This is a genomic window from Rhodococcus sp. ACS1, from assembly GCF_002300155.1.
GTDB classification, from domain to species: domain Bacteria; phylum Actinomycetota; class Actinomycetes; order Mycobacteriales; family Mycobacteriaceae; genus Rhodococcus_F; species Rhodococcus_F koreensis.
In genome coordinates this window covers 24,623-40,081 of sequence record NZ_NSDZ01000005.1, presented here as the reverse complement: position 1 = coordinate 40,081, position 15,459 = coordinate 24,623, and the positions used below count along the sequence as shown (strand labels likewise).

The window sequence follows — 15,459 nt, the reverse complement described above, 5'->3', positions numbered from 1 at the left end:
AGCGTCCGGACGCACACTTTGCCGCTCACATGCGTTTACGCTGGGAAAATGGACCCACCGGTCGTCCAGTACATCCAGCGGGACGGACACGCGCTGGCGTATCAGGTGGTGGGCGGCGGCGCGCTGGACGTCGTGTGGCTGTTCGAGATCAACATGCACCTCGACCTGATGTGGACCGACCCGCAGATCCACTACCTGATGGAACGCGGCAGCACGTTCGCCCGCACCGCGTATTTCCAGCAGCGGGGGCTGGGACTGTCCGAACCGGTCGACCACCTGCCGACACTCGAGGAGCAGGCCGACGACATCGTCGCCGTGATGGACGAGATCGGGATGCGTGAGGCAATGCTGGTGGGTGTGGCCAGCGCGAGCGGTGCCGTGGCACTCGTGGCGGCGCGGTCGCCGGAGCGGGTCACCGGGGTGGTGCTGATCCAGCCGTTCGCCGAGCGGCTGATCGGCGGCGACCACGATCCGGACGGCTGGACGGCCACCGAGCGGGACCAGTTCGTCTCCGCATGGCGCGCGGCCACGGAGTCGTGGGGGTCGGGCGCGACCGTGCCGCTGTGGGATCCCCTCGAGGATTCCCCGTTCAACCGGCGGCTGATGGCGATGCTCGAGAGGAACTCCGCGGCGCCGGCCGTCGCGCGCGCCCACATGGAGTGGATCTTCCGCCTCGACTACTCGGACATTCTGCCGTCGATCCAGTGCCCGGCCCGGGTTGTGCTCGTCTCCGGTAGTCCCGTCCCCGCGACGGCCTCCCGGTACGTCGCCACCCATATTCCCGGCGGCACCTTCCATCTGCTGCCGCCTGCGCCGTCCGGCGCGTCGCTCGGTGAGGCGTGGAAGCCGATCATCGATCACGTCGAGCAAGTCGCGACCGGCGGGCACCCGACACCGGACGCCGGACAGTTCGTCGCGTCCGTGCTGTTCACCGATGTCGTCGGGTCGACGGAGATGCTCGCCCGGATCGGCGACGCCGCCTACCGCGACCTGCGCGCCACCCACGAACGGCAGGTCCGCGACGCGGTGGAGAACGCGGGCGGACGTCTCCTCAACGTGGCGGGCGACGGCACGTTCAGCATCTTCGACGGCCCCGTCGCGGCGGTCCGGTGTGCGCGGGGCGTCGTCGACGACGCGTGCACCCTCGGCCTCGAGGTGCGGGCCGGCGTCCACACCGGACAGGTGGAGCGGAACGGACCCGACGTCAGCGGGATGACCGTCCACGTCGGCGCGCGCATCGGTTCCGCGGCCGGAGCCGGGGAGGTGCTGGTGTCGCGGACCGTGCGCGACCTCGTGGTGGGGTCGGGACTGCGGTTCGCCGCTGTCGGTGAACGCGAACTCAAGGGCGTGCCGGGCCGATGGCCCTTGTACTCCCTCACCGACGCCGACCACGCGCCCCGGACCGTCCCGCGACTCACACCGAAGCTGAGCATGATCGACCAGGCCATCCTGCGGACCGCGAAGCGGGCACCGCAGGCACTGCGCGCACTCGTCGGCCTGGCCTATGCGAGGCAGCGCAAGCTGTCCCGCTGATCCGGTGCTCGGCGCGAAGTGTCTCCTTTAGAGGACTACACGCGATGTACTCGCGGCCATAGCGTTTCACTCACTGTTGCCCCCGTCACACAGGAGTGATCATGAGCAGGCTGAAGTTCGGAACGTTTCTGGCGCCGATCCACACACCGGGTCAGAATCCGACGCTGTTGTTGCAGCGCGACCTGGAGTTGGTTCAGTTGCTCGAGAGGCTGGGCTACGACGAGGCCTGGTTCGGGGAACATCATTCGGCGGGCTCCGAAATCTACGCGTCCCCGGAAATCATGATCGCCGCCGCCGGCGAACGGACCAGCCGCATCAAGCTGGGAACGGGGGTGACGTCGGTGTCGTACCACAATCCGCTGTGGGCGGCGGAGCGGATGGTGATGCTCGACCACCTGACCCACGGTCGCGTCCTGTTCGGCCTCGGTCCCGGGTCCCTGCCGACCGATGCGGCGATGCTCGGTCTGTCGCAGATCGACACCCGCGAATTGCTCGCGGAGAACACCGACATCATCATGCGCCTGCTGCGGGGTGAGACGGTGAGCGCGAAGACGCGGACCCATACGCTCGTCGACGCGTGCATTCAGATGGCGCCGTACTCCTCTCCCCTCTTCGACGTGGTCGTCGCCGCGATCGCCTCCCCGACGGGAGCGCGACTGGCCGGCCACCACGGAATCGGGCTGCTGTCGATCGCCGCGACACTGACCGCCGACGGATTCAGTGCTCTGCAACATCATTGGGGAATGCTCGAGGAATTCGCGACGCTCGCGGGCCGGAGCGAGGACGTCGATCGCTCGAAGTGGCGGCTGGTGGGTCCCTTCCACATCGCCGAAACGCGGGAGCAGGCCTACCGCGATGTCGAGCACGGCATCGAACACTGGTTCAAGTACCTGCAGCACGTTGCCGCGTTCCCGCAGATGGCGGTCGAGGGCGAGAACAAGCGCGAGATGATCGACTTCATCAACAACTCCGGCATCGGCGTCATCGGCACCGCGGAGGAGGCCCGCGCACAGGTCCAGCGTCTCGTCGATCAGTCGGGCGGCTTCGGCACTCTGCTTCTGCAGGGTCATGATTGGGCCAACCCGCAGGCCACCGCGCGATCGTACGAGCTGTTCGCCCGGGACGTCATGCCGTTCTTCCAGGGCCAGGCGCAGCCGCTGCTCGACGCGGACGAGCGTGCCCGCCGGGTGCGGGAGGGGCAGGCGGACGAACACAGGAAGGCCGTCGCGCACATGACGAAGAAGTACGAGGCCGAGCTGGGACGGGTGTAGGGCGATGGCCGAGATCAGCATTCAGAAGCAGTTCCCCGTCGGTGCCGACACGATCTGGGACCGCGTCGGCGACCCGGGAACCATCGCCGAATGGATTCCGTCAGTCGCGGCCGCCCGGATGGAGCAGGGGATCCGCCACATCGTCTTCGCCGACGGTCAGCCCGCCCGTGAGCGGATCGCCGAGCACAGTGACAGCGAACGCCGGTACACCTACGAGTACATCGACGGCCCATTGCCGTTGACGCACTACCGGTCCACCATCTCCGTGCTCGGCACGTCGTCGGAGTCCTGCACCGTGGAGTGGGCCGCGACGCTCGCCGCGGACTCGGCGGAGGTCGAGTCGGAGTTGGCGACGGCGATCGAATCGATCTATCGCGCTGCGCTCGACGAGTTGTCGATCCTAGTCTCGAATCCGTCCGTCCGCGGATAGACCTTGTTCGGAGTCCGCTTCCGTCCGGCGGACTCCGAACATTCAGCACCGAAGAAGGTACCGATGCGAACCCCCACCTCACCGCACATCACCGCCACCACCCCCGAAGACATCGCGGACGCCTACCGCACCGTCCTCGGAAAATTCTGCACCGGCGTCGTCGCCGTCACCGCACTCGACGACACCGGCAACCCCGTCGGACTGACCGTCGGCTCCTTCAGCTCCGTCTCCCTCGACCCCGCCCTCGTCGCCTTCTTCGTCGGCCGGCATTCCACCACCTTCCCCAAGGTCGCCGCCTCCGGCCGCTTCTGCGCCAACATCCTCGCCGCCGACCAACACGAACTCGGCCGCGCCTTCGCCCGCAGCGGCACCGACAAATTCCACGGAATCGACTGGACCCCCGCCACCACCGGTTCTCCCCGCCTCACCGGCGCGCACGCCTGGGTCGACTGCCACATCGACCTCGTCCAAGCTGTCGGCGACCACGACCTCGTCGTCGGCCGTGTCGTCGAACTCGGCGCCACCGACACCCCCGACCCGCTGCTGTTCTACACGTCCACGTTCCACCAGCTCACCCCCGCGGGCCCGGCATGACTGCGGTCGAACCTATTCCCTGCGTCGTCCGCTGCGCCGACGCCGTCGTCCCCACCGATCACGGCGCGTTCACCGCGATCGCCTACCGCTCGGCCACCGGGATCGAGCACCTGGCCATGGTGTTCGGCGATCCGACCGTCGGCACCGCGCTGACCCGCGTCCACAGCGAGTGCCTCACCGGCGACGTCCTCGGATCGCGGCGCTGCGACTGCGGCCCGCAACTGTCCGCCGCGCTGGAGCGTATCGCCGACGCCGGCGCCGGGTGCTGCTGTACCTGCGGGGGCACGAAGGCCGCGGCATCGGGCTGGCCGCGAAGATCGCCGCGTACCAACTCCAGGACCGGTTGGGCCTCGACACCGTCGACGCCAACCTGCAACTCGGGTTGCCCGTCGACGCCCGCGACTACGCCGATGCCGCGGCCATTCTCCGCGACCTGCGCGTCGACCGCATCGATCTGCTCAGCAACAACCCGGCCAAGACCGCCGGGCTTGCCGCGGCCGGCATCACCGTCGCGGGCACCACGCCGCTCGAGATCGCGCCGAACGATCACAACACCCGGTATCTCGCATCGAAGCGGGATCGGCTCGGCCACAACCTCACCCACGCACATCTCGTCACCCGCCACTGACACGTCAGGAGAAACCATGGAACGCGTCCCGCTGAGTCACGTATTCGAGAAGCTGTCGGTGATGCATTCCACCCCGCACTGGGCGGAGGCATTCGACGACCTCACCGAGGTCCTCGGCCCCGCTGCGTTCAGCGACGGGCGTGCGTGGGCGAAGTTCACGACCCTGTGCCTGTCCGACGAGACGGACGTGCCGCCCTGGTGCCTGATGGGGAAGACGCACGACGTCACCGCGGCCGCGACGCTCGCACGGGACGCGGGATGGGATGTGGGCGAACCGACCGTCGGCGATCACGAGTGCCGTGTGATGCTTCGGTCACCCCACGGGCTGACCGTCATCGCCTATTCGCCGCTCACACCGTAGGTCCTCGCCGGAGCACGCACGCGGTCAGCGACGCCCGGTTCTTCAGACCGGTGGACTCGAAGATTCGGCTCACATACTTCTTGACGGTGAATTCGGACAGCGAGAGCACCCCGGCGATCTCGTTGTTGCTCAGACCGTCGCTCACCAATTCGGCCACCTGCATCTGGCGCGGGGTCAGGCTGCTCAGTTGATCGACGGTTCCGTCTTCCCCCGCCAGCCGTATCGACCTGCTCTGGGCGCGGAGTTGGCGAGCAAGAAACTGCACTGCCAGAGTCTCACTCGCATCCCAGCTCCGTTCCCGATCGAACATGCCCACCAGAGCTTCGCCGTCGGCGAGCCGGAGGTGCAGCGCCGACGCCGTTCCCATCCCGTGTGGGTGCAGGTAGTCCTCGACGTAGGAGCGTTGCGGCGCGGGCAGCGCATGCAGGTGGTCCAGGGAAATGAACCCGGTATCGGTCAGCGAGCGGCGCGCCTCGGGGAGCGCGAAGATGTCCTTGTCGCGCCAGCGGGCGTGATACTCGTGCAGCAGCGGGGAGGCGGCACCCGTCAGCAGCGGAGCGGGGTCGGCGAAGATGTCGGCAAATGTCGGTCCGAAGAAGAACGTGACGTCGCGGACCCGGAACACCGTCGCAATGGATTCCACGACGGTCCGCTTGTAGTCGGCGGGGTCGTCGACGTCGCAGCACGATTCGAGGACCTCGAGGATGCCGTGCATCTGCGAGCGGGACAGCACGTCCCTCCAGGATCCGGTACCCATGTTCGCCTCCGATCCCCAGGTGAGTGGCAAAGCGTGCCCGACCACACTTTGCCACTCACGTCACCTCAGGCCGCCACGGTGGACCGGCGGGCAGCCGACTGCTGGACGTCCGGCGACGAGTACTTCCGCACGATCGCGACGAGGCAGAGCAGCCCGACGATTCCGGCGCCGGCGAGGAAGGCCCCGACCCGCCACGCGTTGGAGGCGTCGCCGTTGATGAGCAGCACCATGACCATCGGGGAGAAGCCACCGATGATGGCGGAGATCTGATAGCCGAGGGACGCTCCGGAGAATCGGATCTCGGGCGGGAACAGTTCCGCGAACAGCGTTCCCTGCGTTCCGGTCTGGAACGACATGACGATCACGGCGCCGAAGACGGCCAGCGCGAACGGCCACAGTTCGCCCTGGCTCGAGTGTCCGATCATCAGCCACATCGGAATTCCCCACAGCAGCATCCCGGCGGTGCCGATGCCGAAGATCAGCTTCCGGCCGTAGAGGTCGGAGAGGTATCCGGCCAACGGGACCAGCGGAATCATCAGGACGCAGGCGGCGAGGATGAACCCGAGGACGGTGGATCGTTCGATCCCGAGGTACGTGGTGGCGAACTGCACGGAGCCGGTGATCATCGTGTAGAAGAAGATGACGCCGATGGCGTTCGCTCCGGCGGCGGTGAGGACGGTGCCGGGGTTCTTGCGCAGCACCTGCAGGATCGGAGACTTTCGTGCCGCCGGCGCCTCGGCCAGCTTCTTCGACAGCTCCTGGAACTCGGGTGTCTCCTCCAGGTAGCGGTGGATGAGGAACGCGACCGGGAGCATCACGAGGCTGATCCAGAACGGGATGCGCCACGCCCAGGCGAGGAACGACTCGGAGTCGAATGCCGCTGTGATGACGAGGAAGACGACGTTTCCGAGGACGACGCCGATGGGCACGCCGAGTTGCGCGAAGCTGCCGTAGAACCCGCGACGTCCCGCGGGGGCGTTTTCGGTGGCGAGGAGGACGGCGCCGCCCCATTGCGCCCCGACAGCGAGGCCCTGGCAGATCCGCAGGGTCACGAGAATCGTGGGCGCGAGCCAGACGAGCTGGGTGTTCGGCACGAGACCGATCAGTGAGGTGGCGACGGCCATCATCACGATGGCGGCGACGAGAACGGGTTTGCGGCCGACCTTGTCGCCGAAGTGGCCGGCGAGCACACCGCCGATGGGCCGGGCGATGAACCCGACCGCCACGGTGGCGAATGAATTGAGTGCGGCGACGACCTGACTGTCGGTCGCGAAGAAAGTGGTGTTGAAGACGAGTGCGGCCGCGGTGGCGTAGATGAAGAAGTCGTACCACTCGAGCGACGTCGAGATGGCGGCGGCGAAGGACGCGCGGGCCGCGCGCGGCTTCGGCGGGACCGCATGCGAGGCGGTGGGCATGGGGGTCTCCTGCTCAGTCTTGGGCAATGGAACCGAAAGTGTCTCGGAGGACGCGTTTGAGGATCTTGCCGCTCGGGTTCTTCGGTAGGGAGTCGGCGACGATCACGTATTTGGGCACCTTGTAGCCGGCGAGCCGGGTGCGGCAGTGCTCGACGACGTCTTTCTCGTCGAGTTCGACGCCGGCGGACGGAACCACGACGGCGGCGACCGCTTCGATCCACCGGGGGTGCGGTACCGCGAACACGGCGGCCTCACCGACGCCGTCGAGTTCGTACAGCGTTTCCTCGACCTCGCGGGTGGCGACGTTCTCGCCGCCGGTCTTGATCATGTCCTTCTTGCGGTCGACCACCCAGAGGTATCCGTCCTCGTCGAGGTAGCCGAGGTCGCCGGAGTGAAACCAGCCGCCCGCGAACGCTTCCGCGGTCTTCTCGGGTTGCCCGAGATAGCCGACGGTGGCGTGCGGGCTGCGGTGCACGATCTCGCCGACCTCGCCCGCGGGGAGCGGCAGGTTGCGGTCGTCCACGATCCGCGTCTCCACGTTGAGAGCGGGCTTCCCCGCCGAACCGCCGCGTGTCTCTTGATCTTCCGGCCCGAGAGCCGTCGCGAGCGACGCCATCTCCGTCTGCCCGTAGAAGTTCCACAACCGGATGCCCGGCAATCGGCGGTTCATCTCCCGCAGGATCTCCAGCGGCAGCGGCGACGCCCCGTAGTAGCCCTTGCGCAGCGACCGCAGGTCGGTGTGCTCGAAGTCGGGCGACTGCAGCAGCGAGATCCACACCGTCGGCGGGCAGAACAGGTTGGTTACCCGCTCGGTCTCGATGGTGCGCAGCAGCACCCGGGGGTCGGGTCCGTCGACGATGATGCTCGTCGCGCCGAGATAGATGTCGGTGCTGAGGAAGTTGTCGAGCTGGGCACAGTGGTACAGCGGCAGTGCGTGCACCTCCACGTCGTTGCTGCTCATGCCGCCGGTGACGATGCAACTGATGTACTGCCACATCAGGGACCGGCTGGTGAGCATCGCGCCTTTCGGCCGTGATTCGGTGCCCGACGTGTACATGATGCGGACGACGTCGTCGTCCGCCACGAACACCTCGGGTGGCGAGGCGAATTCGCCGTCCGTCCAACCGGCCATCGAGACCCACCCGTCCGGAACCCCCGCCCCGGCCAGCGGGATCGCCGCCCGCACCCGGACGCTTCCCTTCGACTCCGTGAGCGCCGTCTCGGCGACGGGCACCAGCGCGTCCTCGACGACGAACGCGTCGGCGGCGCAGTCGTCGAGGATGTACCCGATCTCCCCGCCGGTGAGCATGAAGTTGATCGGGACGAGGACCACCCCGAGCCGGGCGGTCGCGAAGTTCAGCACCGGGTACTGCCAGCAGTTGTGCGACAGCAACGCCAGCCGGTCGCCCCGCGTCAGCCCCTCGGCGTGCAGGGCCGCCGCGACCCGGTCGATCACGGCGTCGAATTCGGCGAACGTGAGCCGGACGTCGCGGTGCACCACGGCGAGCTTGTGCGGGAAACGCGCCGCAGAACGACGTGGAATGTCGCCGATGCTCTGCTGCCGGGCGCGCGTCCTGTCCTCGGTCACCCGCGGACTTCTTTCAGGACCGGGGTGGCGGCGAACTCGGCGCGGGCGAGCGAGCGGCGGTGCACCTGGTCGGGGCCGTCGGCGATCTGCAGGAATCGGGCCTGCGCGTACAGGACCGGCAGGATCGTGTCCTGCGACAGGCCGGCGCCGCCGAAGATCTGCATCGCGTCGTCGACGATCCGCTTGACGGTCAGCGGGACCATCACCTTGGCGGCGGCGATGTCGTGGCGGGCCGCCTTGGTGCCCTCGACATCCATCCGCCAGGCGGCCCGCAGCACCAGCAGCCGGGCGGCGTCGAGGTGGATCCGGGCGTCCGCGACGGTCGCCTGCACGACGCCCTCGTCCGCGAGGGGCTTGCCGAACGCGACGCGGGTGCGGGCGCGTTCGGTCATCAGCGCGATGGCCCGTTCGGCCATCCCGATCAGTCGCATGCAGTGGTGGATGCGCCCCGGACCGAGCCGGGCCTGCGCGACGGCGAAGCCCTTGCCGCGCGGACCGAGGAGGTTCGCCTTGGGGACGCGGACCTTGTCGAAGACGACCTCGCCGTGGCCGCCTTCGTGGCGGTCGGAGAAACCGAGCACGGTGGTGGACCGGACGATGGTCAGGCCCGGCGTGTCCATCGGGACGAGAACGATGCTGTGCCGGTTGCCGATCGGGGCGCCGGGGTCGGTGACGCCCATGACCATCGCCACCCGGCAGTCGTCGCGCAGCGCCGCGGTGGACCACCACTTGCGTCCGGTCAGCACCCAGCTGTCGCCGTCGTCGGCGATCTCGAGGCGGACGTTGTTGGCGTCCGAGCTCGCGACGTCCGGTTCGGTCATCGAGAAGCACGAGCGGAATTCGCCGTCGAGCAGCGGGGCGAGCCATTGCTGCTTCTGCTCGTCGGTGCCGTAGAGGTGCAGCAGTTCCATGTTGCCGGTGTCCGGCGGGTTGCAGTTGACCGCCTCGGGGGCGATCAGCGGGCTCCAGCCGGTGAGTTCGGCGAGCGGCGCGTACTCGAGGTTGGTCAGGCCCGCGCCCTCGCGGGCGGGGAGGAAGAGGTTCCACAGGCCCTCGCGTTTGGCGGCGGCCTTCAGGTCGGCCACGATCGGCGGCGCACCCCAGTGGTCCGGTTTGGACGCGAGCTGTTCCTCGGCGATCGCCTCGGCGGGCAGCACCCGCTCCTGCATGAACTTCGTCAGCTTCGCCTGCAGTTCCACGACTTTCGGGCTGTACTCGAATTCCACTTCCGTGGCTCCAATCTGTTTCGGTGGTGCCGCGGTCAGCGGCGAAGCTCGGACACGGGCGACGCCGCGGCGAGGTCGAGCGCCCGCTGCAGCAGCGGGCCGACCATGTCGCCGACGTCGTCGAAACCCCCACCGACGGTGTCGCCCTGTGCGTGCCGGGCGTTGATGCCCTCGAGGATGACGGCGATCTTGAAGTCGGCGAACACCGTGTACCAGTCGATGTCGGGGATCTCGATGCCGCGCTGTGTGGCGTAGCGGTCGAGAAGTTCGGCGCGGGTGGGGAATCCGTCGAGTCGGGCGAGGCCCTTGGTCACCGGGTTGTCGACCGCTCCGGGCTGGTCCCAGAAGCTCAGCATGATCCCGACGTCGGCGAGGGTGTCGCCGAGGGTGGCCATTTCCCAGTCCAGGACGGCGACGATCTTCCCGGCGTCGCCGCGGGACGCGAGCACGTTGTCGAGTTTGACGTCGCCGTGGACGATGCCCGGGAAGTGTGAGGTGGGCAGCGCACGGCGCAGCTTGTCGAGCAGCACGGCCACCTCGGGGCGATCGACGGCGCGCGAGGCCTCCCATTGCCGGGACCAGCGGTCGAGTTGGCGTTCCAGGTAGCCGTCGGGGCGTCCGAACGAGCCGAGCCCGACCGCGTCCGGGTCGACGTCGTGGAGTGCGGCCAGGGTGTCGGCCAGGTCCAGTCCGAGCCGGCGGCGCTCGCCGGGGGTGAGTGCGGACGCCTGCTCGACCGTCCCGACGGGCATGCCGTCCACCAGTTCCATGAGGTAGAACGACGCGCCGAGCACGTCCGCGTCCTCGCACAGCAGCACCGCTTCGGGCACCGGGACGGCGGTTCCGGCCAGCCCCCGGATCACGGTGAACTCGCGTTTCATGTCGTGGGCGCTCGGCAGAACGTGCCCGTACGGAGGCCGCCGCAGGACCCACGTCCGGTCGGCGTCGGCGACGCGGTAGGTGGGGTTCGATCGGCCGCCGCTGATGAGCGAGACAGCGAGGTCGCCGCTCACGCCGCCGTCGAGCGCGCCGTCGAGGTAGTGGGCGAGGGCGGTGAGATCGACGCCTGCCGAATCCTCCCGGTCCTCGTGGGTGTCCGCTTCGGCGTGGGACGTCGTCATCCGCTGCGTCCTTTCAAGTCCTTCGATCTTCAGCCAAACGCTCGTTCGGCCAGTGCCCATCATCAGCCGAATGGGCGTCGGAAGTCAATATCCCTATATCCTGCAATTAATAGCTGAGATTCCCGAAAATCGAAGCACTTGCCAAGCGATCGTTCAGTTGGCATGATCTCCCGGAAGTGATGCACGTCTCATCCGCCTCGAAAGGTCAGGACACCCATGACGGACCAGTTGACCGGGACTGCTGCCACCACCGAATGGCGGGCCGAAGACCGCGTCCGAGCGCGCCGCGCCGCGATCGCAGGCGGCGTGGGCACCCTCATCGAGTACTACGACTTCAGCCTGTACGGCTACCTCGCGATCGTGATGGCGCCGCTGTTCTTCCCCAGCAGCGACCCGGCTACCGCGCTGCTGTCCGCGCTCGCCGTGTTCGGGACCGCCTACCTCATGCGTCCGCTCGGCGGCATCGTGTTCGGGCACATCGGTGACCGGTTCGGGCGGAAGAAGGCCCTCCTCGCGACGCTCGTCTGCATGGGCCTCGGCAGCATGGCGATGGGCTTCCTGCCCACCCACGCGCAGGCGGGGATCTGGGCCACGGTGCTTCTCGTTCTCGTGCGGATGGTCCAGGGATTCTCGGCCGGCGGCGAGGTCGGCGGCTCGGCCACGTTCATCTCCGAATCGGCGCCGCGGCATCTCAAGGCCACCTATGGCGCGTTCACCCCGCTCGGCTCCACGATGGGGTTCGCGATGGCCGCTGCGGTCGCGGGCACGGTGTCGGCGTTCACCACCGACGTGCAACTCGAGAGCTGGGGATGGCGGGTCCCGTTCCTGCTCGCGCTGCCGCTGACGCTGCTCTGCCTGTGGGCCCGCACCCGGGTCGAGGAAACCCACGGCGAGGACGCCGATTCCGGGCCGGCCCAGGCGCCCGTCGTCGCCGTCTTCCGGCGTCAGCCGCTCGCCCTCCTGCAGTCGGTCGGAATCAGTGTGGCGTGCAACGGAACCGCATACATCGGCCTCACCTATATGAGCATCCATCTGATGAAGAGCCTCGGCTACGAACGCACCCCGGTCTACTGGATCGCGACCGCCGTCATCGGCGTCGTCGCACTCGCGATGCCGCTCGGCGGCATGCTCGCCGACCGCATCGGACGGTTGCGGTTCACCGTGATCAGCTTCGCCGGATTCGCGATCGTCACCTACCCCGCCATGGCCGTCATGCACCACAGCCTGTGGATCGCCGCGATCGCCTATCTGCTGATCATGGTCAACACCATCGGAGCCCAGGTCGGCTCGTACACGCTCATGCCGCTGCTGTTCGACAAGGACGTCCGCTTCACCGGTGTCGCGATGGGCTGGAACCTCGGTGTCGTCATCGCCGGTGGCACCGCGCCGTTCGTCGCTGTCTGGCTCGTGGAGAAGACCGGAAACATCCTCTCCCCCGCCGTCTTCGTGATCGTGGCGGCGGTGATCGGACTGATCTCGGTGGCCGGCGTGGCACGCCGGTCCAAGGTCGCGCAGGAGCAGCTCGGCTGACGCCGAGGCGGATTCACCACTCGAGATCCACCACGAATTGGAGTAACCATGTATCCCGGCGCTCATGCTGCCACCACACCCGACAAGCCGGCCGTGATCATGGCCGGCACCGGGCAGACGGTCACCTTCGCCGAACTCGAGTCCCGCTCGGTCCGCATCGCCCGCCACCTGCACGCCCTCGGCCTGCGCCGCGGGGATCACGTCGCGGTGCTGGCCACGAACACCCCCGCCATCTTCGACATCTACTGGGCCGCCATGCGTTCCGGGCTCTACCTCACCATGGTGAACTGGCATCTCACGCCACCGGAGATCGCGTACGTCGTCGACGATTGCGGTGCCAGGGCGCTGATCGTCGACGCAGCACTCGACGTGGTCGCCGGTGAACTTCCCGCCCTCACCCCCGGTGTCGAGCACCGACTGGCGTTCGGGGGAACGATTCCCGGCTACGCCTCCCTCGACGAGGCCGCGGCCGCGGAGTCCGACGTTCCGCTGCCCGACCAGCCGCGCGGGGCGGACATGCTGTACTCCTCCGGCACCACCGGCCGCCCGAAGGGCATCAAACCGGAGTTGCCCGCACGGCAGATCCAGGACCCGGGCGACACCATGACCGGGATGAACGCGACGGTGTGGGGAGTCACGCCCGACACTGTCTACCTGTCACCCGCCCCGCTGTACCACGCCGCGCCGCTCCGCACCTGCGCGTCGGTGCAGGCCCTCGGCGGCACCGTCGTCGTGATGGACCGCTTCGACGCCGAGAAGGCGCTCGCGTACATCGAGGAGTTCCGCGTCACCTACAGCCAGTGGGTGCCCACGATGTTCGTCCGCATGCTGAAACTGCCCGCGCCGACGCGGGAGAAGTACGACGTGTCCAGCCTGCGTGTCGCCGTGCACGCCGCCGCCCCGTGTCCGGTGGACGTGAAGCGGCAGATGATCGACTGGTGGGGTCCGATCCTGTCGGAGTACTACTCGTCCACCGAACTCAACGGCATGACCCTGGTGAACTCGGAGGAATGGCTGCACAGGCCCGGAACCGTCGGCCGCGCCGCCCTCGGCGTCGCCCACATCTGCGGCGACGACGGTGCCGACCTCGCACCGGGCGAGGTCGGCACCCTGTACTTCGAGCGGGACACCCTGCCGTTCGAATATCACAACGCCCCCGAGAAGACGCGCGACGCCCAGCACCCGCAGCACCCGACGTGGACCACCACCGGCGACGTCGGCTATCTCGACGAGGACGGGTATCTGTTCCTCACCGACCGGAAGTCGTTCATGATCATCTCCGGCGGCGTCAACATCTATCCGCAGGAGATCGAGAACACCCTCACCGAGCACCCGGCCGTCCTCGACGTCGCGGTGATCGGGATCCCGGACGAGGAGATGGGTGAATCGGTGCTGGCCGTCGTCCAGACCGTTCCGGGAGAGATCGGGGACGACGCGCTGGCCGGCGCACTCCTCGACCACGTGCGGGGACGGCTCGCCCGGTTCAAGGTCCCGCGGAACCTCGTCTTCAGCGACGACCTCCCCCGCACCCCCACGGGGAAGCTCGTCAAGGGCACGCTACGAGATCGCTACGCCGCCGGGGTGCACGCCTGAACCGTCAGCCGGCGACCGGTTCCGGCCGGCGCCGGCGGTCGAGGAGGACGGCGATCGTGAGGACGATCAGTCCGGCGACGCCGAGCAGGGTGCCGACGGCGGCCGGGGCGGTGTAGCCGTATCCGGCGGCGATCACCACGCCACCGATCCACGCACCACCCGCATTGGCGAGGTTGAACGCGCTGTGGATCAGCGTCGACGCGAGCGTCTTGGCGTCACCCGCCGCGTCCATCAGCCGCGATTGGACGGCCGGGAAGATCGACGTCACCGCCATGCCGATGAAGAACAGCACGATCAGCGCCGTCACCGGGTTGTGTGCGGCGACGACGAACAGGGCGAGGACGCAGATCAGGGCGATCATGCACCCGAACAGGCCGGGGACCACCGCGTTGTCGGCGATGCGCCCACCCACGACGTTGCCGAGGATCATCCCGGAACCGAACAGCATCAACGCCACCGGCACCATCGAGTGCGGCAGCCCGGACACGTCGGTGAGCGTCGAACTGATGTACGTGTACACCGCGAACGAGCCACCGAACCCGACCGTCGCGAAGATCAGCGTCATCCACACCTGTCCCCGGCGCAGCGCCCCGAGTTCGGCCACCGGGTTGCTCACGTGCACCCCGGCCAGCGGCGGGACGAGACGCGCCAGTGCCACCAGCGTCACGATTCCGATGAGCACCACGAACGCGAACGCCGACCGCCAGCCGAGGATCTGGCCGAAGAACGCCGTCGCGGGCACCCCGATCACGTTGGCGACGGACAGACCCATCATCACGGTCGCGACCGCCTTGGCCCGCTTGCCCGGTTCCGCGAGGTGCGCGGCGACCAGCGCCGCGACGCCGAAATACGCGCCGTGCGGCAACCCGGCGAGGAATCGGGCGGCGAGCAGCGTTTCGTATCCGGGGGCGAGCGCGGTCGCGAGATTGCCGATCACGAACGTGCCCATCAACGCGATGAGCAGCGTGCGCCGCTCCACGCGGGCGGCCAGTGCCGCGATGACGGGCGCCCCGACGACGACACCGAGCGCGTACGCGGACACGAAGTGCCCGGCCACCGGCTCCGACACCCCCGTCGCGGAAGCCATCGCCGGCAACAGGCCCATGGACGCGAATTCCGTTGTGCCGATACCGAACCCGCCGAGCGCAAGCGCGAGCATCGCGCCCCGCCGACTCGGTGACGGAATCCGCGGACGCAGAGACGGACGAGCGGTGACCGCAGGTTCGGTGAGGTGAACTGCAGGCGGCGTCATGGCAGCAAGACTCCCGTCGGGCTGATCGTAGGATCGGCGAGCACGTCCAGTGGACTCGCCTGAGGATGAACCGGGCCGAGATGGTGGCAATCCGGCTCGTACCAGTATGGGTGAGGCCGCAAGCGAATTAACAATCCGCGCGGGCGTGATTCCACTCACC

13 protein-coding genes and 1 pseudogene are annotated in these 15,459 nt (G+C 68.2%); 8 read left to right on the top strand and 6 right to left on the bottom strand.

The window, feature by feature from the left end; all coding sequences use genetic code 11:
• The first annotated feature begins 48 nt into the window (after positions 1 to 48).
• From CJ179_RS20905 to CJ179_RS20880, 6 genes and pseudogenes are all read left to right on the top strand, one after another.
• Entirely contained in the window at positions 49 to 1,533 is a 1,485-nt protein-coding gene (locus CJ179_RS20905; RefSeq protein ID WP_095862782.1) for an adenylate/guanylate cyclase domain-containing protein, read from the top strand.
• Positions 1,534 to 1,634: 101 nt separating this feature from the next.
• Entirely contained in the window at positions 1,635 to 2,804 is a 1,170-nt protein-coding gene (locus tag CJ179_RS20900; protein ID WP_095862781.1) for an LLM class flavin-dependent oxidoreductase, read from the top strand.
• Between the two features lie 4 nt (positions 2,805 to 2,808).
• Positions 2,809 to 3,234 carry an SRPBCC family protein gene (locus CJ179_RS20895; protein ID WP_095862780.1) on the top strand — a complete coding sequence of 142 codons (426 nt, stop codon included), beginning with the start codon at positions 2,809 to 2,811 and terminating at the stop codon, positions 3,232 to 3,234.
• A gap of 63 nt (positions 3,235 to 3,297) precedes the next feature.
• Positions 3,298 to 3,828, top strand: coding sequence for a flavin reductase family protein (locus CJ179_RS20890; protein ID WP_095863567.1), 531 nt, complete (start codon positions 3,298 to 3,300; stop codon positions 3,826 to 3,828).
• A pseudogene (locus tag CJ179_RS20885) lies at positions 3,825 to 4,456 on the top strand (GTP cyclohydrolase II). Before CJ179_RS20890 ends, CJ179_RS20885 begins: the two are co-directional and overlap by 4 nt.
• A gap of 16 nt (positions 4,457 to 4,472) precedes the next feature.
• The gene (locus tag CJ179_RS20880; protein ID WP_072949200.1) at positions 4,473 to 4,817 is read left to right on the top strand and encodes a hypothetical protein; all 345 of its coding nucleotides are present in this window, start codon (positions 4,473 to 4,475) and stop codon (positions 4,815 to 4,817) included.
• On the opposite strand, the gene CJ179_RS20875 is transcribed toward CJ179_RS20880, so the two are convergent.
• From CJ179_RS20875 to CJ179_RS20855, 5 genes are all read right to left on the bottom strand, one after another.
• The gene (locus tag CJ179_RS20875) at positions 4,807 to 5,574 is read right to left on the bottom strand and encodes a LuxR C-terminal-related transcriptional regulator (protein ID WP_095862779.1); all 768 of its coding nucleotides are present in this window, start codon (positions 5,572 to 5,574) and stop codon (positions 4,807 to 4,809) included. The genes CJ179_RS20880 and CJ179_RS20875 overlap by 11 nt on opposite strands.
• A gap of 65 nt (positions 5,575 to 5,639) precedes the next feature.
• On the bottom strand, positions 5,640 to 6,989 hold the full coding sequence (locus CJ179_RS20870) for an MFS transporter (RefSeq protein WP_072949204.1): 1,350 nt from the start codon (positions 6,987 to 6,989) through the stop codon (positions 5,640 to 5,642).
• Positions 6,990 to 7,002: 13 nt separating this feature from the next.
• Positions 7,003 to 8,577: an acyl-CoA synthetase gene (locus tag CJ179_RS20865; RefSeq protein WP_095862778.1), complete on the bottom strand. Its 1,575-nt coding sequence runs from the start codon at positions 8,575 to 8,577 to the stop codon at positions 7,003 to 7,005.
• Entirely contained in the window at positions 8,574 to 9,803 is a 1,230-nt protein-coding gene (locus CJ179_RS20860) for an acyl-CoA dehydrogenase family protein (RefSeq protein WP_095862777.1), read from the bottom strand. Before CJ179_RS20860 ends, CJ179_RS20865 begins: the two co-directional genes overlap by 4 nt.
• A 35-nt stretch (positions 9,804 to 9,838) precedes the next feature.
• Positions 9,839 to 10,924 carry a phosphotransferase family protein gene (locus CJ179_RS20855; protein WP_072949210.1) on the bottom strand — a complete coding sequence of 362 codons (1,086 nt, stop codon included), beginning with the start codon at positions 10,922 to 10,924 and terminating at the stop codon, positions 9,839 to 9,841.
• A 216-nt stretch (positions 10,925 to 11,140) separates the two neighbouring features.
• Between CJ179_RS20855 and CJ179_RS20850 the strand changes: the two genes are divergently transcribed.
• Both CJ179_RS20850 and CJ179_RS20845 read left to right on the top strand, forming a co-directional pair.
• Complete coding sequence (locus tag CJ179_RS20850) at positions 11,141 to 12,454, top strand: MFS transporter (RefSeq protein WP_072949212.1); 1,314 nt, start codon at positions 11,141 to 11,143, stop codon at positions 12,452 to 12,454.
• 48 nt (positions 12,455 to 12,502) lie between these two features.
• Positions 12,503 to 14,047, top strand: a complete 1,545-nt coding sequence (locus CJ179_RS20845; protein ID WP_095862776.1) for an acyl-CoA synthetase — start codon at positions 12,503 to 12,505, stop codon at positions 14,045 to 14,047.
• Positions 14,048 to 14,051: 4 nt separating this feature from the next.
• On the opposite strand, the gene CJ179_RS20840 is transcribed toward CJ179_RS20845, so the two are convergent.
• Positions 14,052 to 15,299 (bottom strand): MFS transporter, encoded by a 1,248-nt coding sequence (locus CJ179_RS20840; RefSeq protein ID WP_072949215.1) that lies wholly within the window; start codon positions 15,297 to 15,299, stop codon positions 14,052 to 14,054.
• Positions 15,300 to 15,459 lie beyond the last annotated feature (160 nt).